The 5,282-nt window shown below is 58.9% G+C and carries 5 protein-coding genes and 4 tRNA genes; 6 read left to right on the top strand and 3 right to left on the bottom strand.

What is annotated here, in order from left to right; all coding sequences use genetic code 11:
• Positions 1-296: 296 nt before the first annotated feature.
• The 3 genes from HDF15_RS25345 to HDF15_RS25355 form a co-directional block, all read right to left on the bottom strand.
• A complete protein-coding gene (locus tag HDF15_RS25345) occupies positions 297-1,673 on the bottom strand; it encodes a sorbosone dehydrogenase family protein (RefSeq protein WP_184261230.1) in 1,377 nt (458 codons plus the stop codon).
• An 85-nt stretch (positions 1,674-1,758) separates the two neighbouring features.
• The gene (locus HDF15_RS25350) at positions 1,759-2,772 is read right to left on the bottom strand and encodes a hypothetical protein (RefSeq protein ID WP_184261233.1); all 1,014 of its coding nucleotides are present in this window, start codon (positions 2,770-2,772) and stop codon (positions 1,759-1,761) included.
• A gap of 116 nt (positions 2,773-2,888) precedes the next feature.
• On the bottom strand, positions 2,889-3,698 hold the full coding sequence (locus tag HDF15_RS25355; protein WP_184261236.1) for a hypothetical protein: 810 nt from the start codon (positions 3,696-3,698) through the stop codon (positions 2,889-2,891).
• A 253-nt stretch (positions 3,699-3,951) separates the two neighbouring features.
• Between HDF15_RS25355 and HDF15_RS25360 the strand changes: the two genes are divergently transcribed.
• The 6 genes from HDF15_RS25360 to HDF15_RS25385 all read left to right on the top strand — a co-directional run bounded on the left by HDF15_RS25360 (position 3,952) and on the right by HDF15_RS25385 (position 5,098).
• Positions 3,952-4,027, top strand: a tRNA-Thr gene (locus tag HDF15_RS25360).
• A 167-nt stretch (positions 4,028-4,194) separates the two neighbouring features.
• Positions 4,195-4,281: transfer RNA gene (locus tag HDF15_RS25365), tRNA-Tyr, on the top strand.
• Between the two features lie 44 nt (positions 4,282-4,325).
• On the top strand, positions 4,326-4,493 hold the full coding sequence (locus HDF15_RS25370) for a hypothetical protein (protein ID WP_014263994.1): 168 nt from the start codon (positions 4,326-4,328) through the stop codon (positions 4,491-4,493).
• Between the two features lie 45 nt (positions 4,494-4,538).
• A tRNA-Thr gene (locus tag HDF15_RS25375) sits at positions 4,539-4,613 on the top strand.
• Positions 4,614-4,637: 24 nt separating this feature from the next.
• Positions 4,638-4,712, top strand: a tRNA-Gly gene (locus HDF15_RS25380).
• 35 nt (positions 4,713-4,747) lie between these two features.
• Positions 4,748-5,098, top strand: a complete 351-nt coding sequence (locus tag HDF15_RS25385) for a hypothetical protein (RefSeq protein WP_014263995.1) — start codon at positions 4,748-4,750, stop codon at positions 5,096-5,098.
• Positions 5,099-5,282 lie beyond the last annotated feature (184 nt).

Below are 5,282 nucleotides of genomic sequence, written 5' to 3' on the forward strand. Positions count from 1 at the left end.
TACGTGGGTCTGCATGGCGTATCTTCCTCCGGATGGATTATCTGTGCCTCGAGCACGTACCAGGAAGGTACGCCGCTCTTCATACCATCTGAGCCATAGGCGAAGGACCCCCGCATTCGTAGTGGTACCGACGCAAAGCGCTCCCCAAAGGTTGGTGGTGTTTCGCGTTGCGTCTGTGGTGGCCCCAACGCGGGGGGTCCTTCAGCTACGCTTCAGGATGACAACGAAAAACAAAGGTGCCCATCCTGTCGCTATAACGCGTACAAGGATGGGCACCTGGTTGTGCTAATGGGGAACTACTTGCCCGTGTAGACCACGTGCCAGACGCTGCGGCTGCCGTCGTCGGTGACGAACAGGCTGCCGTCGTTGCCTACGGTAACCCCTACGGGACGTCCCCAGACCTGACCGTCAGCCGTGACGAAGCCGGTGAGGAAGTCGTCGTATTCGCCAGTGGCGTGGCCGTTCTTCATGGGGATGCTGACCACTTCGTAGCCCGCGCGGTTCCGGCGGTTCCACGAGCCGTGTTCAGCGGCGAACACGTAGCCGCCATACTCAGCCGGGAAGGCGTCCGCTTTTTTGGCTGTCGGATAGAAGGTCATCTCCAGCGAGGCCATGTGCGGCTGCACGAGGACGTCGGGGGTGATCACCTTGGACTGGAGTTCAGGGTGCTTGCCGGCGTGCCGTGGGTCCTGATGTCCGCCCATGTAGAACCAGGGCCAGCCATAGAAGCCGTCTTCCTTGACCGAGGTCACGTAGTCAGGGACGAGGTGGTTGCCGAGGTTGTCGCGCTCGTTGACCGAGCACCAGAGCTGGCCGGTGATGGGGTTGATGGCCTCACCGACGCAGTTGCGGATGCCGTAGGCGTAGATCTTGATGAACTTGCCCTCGGGGGTGTACTCGAGGACATCGGCGCGATGGAACTCCTTGGGATGGGTGTCGGGATCATCGACGTTCGAGCCCGAGCCGACAGAGACAAGCAGGTGCTGGCCGTCCGCGCTGAAGACAACGTCGCGCGTCCAGTGGCCGCCGCCGGTGAGCTGGGCGTAGCCCGGGATATCGGGAACGATGGTCTCGGCAGCGCCGGAAGCGTGCAGGTCTCCGGTCTTATAGGCAAAGCGCTGGACGGTGGTGGCGTTGCCGACATAGAGATACTTGGGATTCTTTGCCGGATAGAAGGCGATGCCGAAGGGATGATCGAGACCCGTAGCAAACTTTTCAATCCTGGCAGCCTTGCCGTCGGGTCCGATGCCGCGAAGGACGAGGAGGACGCCGGCGCCGGAGTCGGCGACGAAGAGGTCTCCGTTCGGCGCGGTGCGGATGATGCGCGGCTCGGTGAAGGTGCCGCCGCTGAGCGTCATGTGCTCCTTGTTATCCGCGCGCTGCATCGGAGTGGCGTCTCCACCGGCATAGAGTGTGACCTTGAAGCCTGCAGGGACAACAGGCCAGGCGTTTGCGGGCTTCGCAATGAGACGGGGGGTATTGTTGACCGACTCGTCGGGATGGGGTTCGGGCAGATCGGCAACAGTGATCTTATGGCGAACGCCGGGGGCCTGTTGGTTGTAATCCGTGAAGGCGGCCTGGCCTGTCAGCAGGGGCTGCTGTGCGACGGCGTTCGCCGACATCAGGGTAGCGGCTGCGGCCGTGGCGAGAAGACTGAGAAAGCGTTTGCGCATGTGGACTCCGTGGGAGGGTTGGTCGTGAGCGTCGGTAGGGACGTCCCTGTATGACAGGACGATGATGGAATTGTACGAGTTTCGTTTAGGGATGCGCTGGGGGCGCTGAAGGTGGCGGATTCTCTGTTGCAGTCGGGTTGGACGAAGCCAGGGCCTTGATCTGCTCCAGGCTGGCGGTAGCCTCCAGCACGGCGCGATCTTTATGTTGCTCAAGCGTAGTGGAGGTCAGGATGCTGCGCATGGCGGAGTCGGCGGCATTGTGCGGCTCTGCCGCGCTGCCCAGACCGCGCAGGATGTTCAGCAGCGTGGTCAGCGTCTCTACGGTGTGCTGGGCGGCTGCCGCGTCAGGGGCGATCTCTTCGACGCGGAGACGAACAGACCCGCTGTAGCGCAGGCTGGCGACGAGGTCCGTGTCTTCCGGCAACGGTAATTGCAGCCCCAGGATCGAGATGTAGCCGTCCTTCGCAAAGGGAAGACCGATGTGACCGATCCCCCAGGCCTGTGAGAGTAGCGGGACCTCGGAGTAACGTGCCGCCAGCAACGACGATCCCGGTGTGCTCAGCGCCGAGGCCCGCGAGCGGTCGAGCATCGAGTGGATCTGCTCGGCAGTGGGAGTGTTGGATGCGGCGATGGTGTCATAGCCAAGCTGCGTCACGCGCAGCGTGCGGCCTTCGAGGGGAATGCAGTAGATGTCTCGTCCGGCGTAGCTCTCGTGCGAGGTCGCGATGCCGGCAAGATACTTTGCCAAGCGCTGCCCGTCGAAGCTTCCGACGAAGACCTCGGAGTAGGCCACGGGGCCGTTGGGGCCGTTCGGATTGGCCATGCGATGCAGCGCGAAGGCCGCATCGTCGATGTCGCGTTCGGGCACGATGCCTGTGGCGTCGATGAAGCGCTGGAAGTCGCTGCTGCGCTGTACGGGCGTCGCGTCGAAGTGGGTTGCGGCGCGCACGGTCTTCAGGTGGATGTAGACGATGGCGTCGGCTTCGGGGAGAAGCCGCGCAGCTTCGGGGGGAGAGTTCGCCCGCAGGTAAAGTGAAATGCCCAGCGCTGCCAGCACGATCAGGACGACTAACAGGGGAATGAGGGTACGTTTGCGCATAGGTTATTCGATGGCGGAGAGAATCCTGTCCCGGCGATACGATATTGTGCCGTAGTACCTGGTGTTCCCTTCTCGCAAGAGGCGATGAGGAGAACACCAGGTGCTGATGTCATCAGCTACTCGACCATGCTGAATGTATACATCTTCCCAGAGCTGGCAAGGTTTTTGCCAGTATTCATCGTGCCCGGTGGAAGGAAGCCGTATTCGCCCTTCTCGAGGTTCGGGGGTAACGTGATGACATAGACACGCGGAGCAACCTTCTTTGCTTCGAAGTTGATGGTGTCGCGTTCTGCTCCGCTTGATTGGTGGAATACTCCGCCGGTTACGGAGCGAAACTCACGTCCATCCTTATGTGTATGCATATGAAGGAGCTGATAGTCGCCTGCGGTCTGTCCTTCGAGCACGTAGATCGCGAATTCGAGAGGCGTATTCAACGGTAGTTTGCTGGCCGGTCCGCTCAGGTGGCCATTGAGGTCACCCTTCACAACTCCGTCTGAAAACGCGCTCTTCAGCACCCCGCCTGTCTTGTAATTCACGTTCTCACTCAGTACATCGGCCCATTGGCCGCTCTTGTCCTTGTAGTACACGCCAACGTCGGTGACTCCTGGCAAAGGAGGTGGGGGTGCCGCAAGAACAATGGTTGCCGGCATTTGTGTGGCCGGTCCGTTTGGGTTTGCATTCTTGCTCAACATGGCGCCGATCACCTTATCTGAAAGGCCCTGCTGCTTAAGTGCGATCATGGCGTCGGTGCTGGTGTCGTAATGTCCCGCCGAAGCATTGATGGTTTGCACCATCAGGTCTTCGCTTAATCCAGCATCTTTCAGCTTAAGCACGGAGGTGTTGTCCATTGCCTGTTGTGCTGCGCAAATACAAAAAGCGGTAGCCATCATCATGGCTACCGTAAAAAGGCGAAATCTCTTCAACATGGATCACGTACCTCATGCCTGGATTGAGCCGCATATTCAGCGACTTCCGATCTTGATTGTCCCGATTGCCCCAAGTCTAGAGGAAGCCTTCTGAACCTAGCAATGGAATTCGTCTTCCTTTCGGCACTGCAATAGAAATGGCTTAAGTTTCGTAAACAAACAGTACCGTCCGATGGAGGGTTTCGTACGAGGGCGTGCTGTGATAAAGTCAAAACTGCGCTGCGCGGTTCTGGCAGCGTAGTTTGCTGTTTGGGCTGGCGTAGCTCAGCTGGTAGAGCACCTGATTTGTAATCAGGCGGTCGGGGGTTCAAATCCCTTCGCCAGCTCCAGATTTTCCGCAGCATTCGTACGAGAGTTTGGTTGTACCTGCTTGTTGTTCCAGCCTGCAGTGTCCGCCAGCCACATCTGGATTGAATTCTGGCGCGAATCTTCGTGTTGGGCATTTGTACGGAGTGTGGCAGGGCATTTGTTGGATTGGGCCAATCGGCGGGGTAGGGCACAGGTGGCCGAGTGGTTAATGGCAGCAGACTGTAAATCTGCCGCGCTTTGCGCTACGGAGGTTCGAATCCTCCCCTGTGCACCATTTTTCCGCGGCTTTGTTTCCGCCGCCAAAAGGAGTTCGGTTCCATGAACCCTTCGGGCACGGGACGCATGGTTGTCGCGCTGGTAGTGTTTGCATTGCTGGCGGTGTTAGTCTGGCGCACGATGGAGCCAGGCAGGTACCAGCAGTTGGCTTGGCTGCTGCTGGGGTTTTTCGCGTTTCGGGTCGTCCTCGGACGGCTGCGTTCGCGATAAGCTAGAGGTAAGCGCTGACGGCGAAAGCCGCCGGTGTGCAAGAAGGCTGATGTAGCTCAGTGGTAGAGCACTCCCTTGGTAAGGGAGAGGTCATGGGTTCAAGCCCCATCATCAGCTCCAGATTTTAGATTTGCAGCACTACGGGCGGGAGTAACTCAGTGGTAGAGTCACAGCCTTCCAAGCTGTTGGTCGCGGGTTCGATTCCCGTCTCCCGCTCCAGATTTGCAAGGCTTTGAAGGCAGGATTTCAAGACAATGGCGCAGCAGACAGCCTTTCAGGTAGACCGTTCCAGCGCTCTGTACGAGCGGCCGGCCATGAGCATCCTCGATCAGCCCACCTTCACTGCCGTGAAGCAGGCGATTGAGGCCTCTTTCGCGTCCCGTAATGTTGAGAAGTTTTTGAAGTCTTTGGAGCGCTCCAGTCTGCGTATCCGCAGCTTCGAACTGGTTCTCAAGGCTGGCAAGCTCGGCACGGAAGCAGCGGCGCAGTATGCGAAGCTGTCCAACGGCGACCAGGGGCAGATTCGCGAGTTCTATCTGGCCTCGCTCGAGCAGGTGGAGCTTGCTCTTCGCGATAAATTTTTCAAATTGTACGCGTACTACTAAGACGCGGCAGGGGTTGAGGTCACGGCCTCCGGGCCGGAGCGGCACAGTGTGAACTGTGTCAAACGACAGGGTTTAGCAGTTCAAAAGGCACTACGGAGAGAGTCATGGCGAAGGAAAAGTTTGATCGCAGCAAACCGCATGTGAATATCGGGACGATTGGTCACATTGATCACGGCAAGACGAC

It is taken from the genome of Granulicella mallensis (assembly GCF_014203225.1).
Taxonomy (GTDB): domain Bacteria; phylum Acidobacteriota; class Terriglobia; order Terriglobales; family Acidobacteriaceae; genus Granulicella; species Granulicella mallensis_A.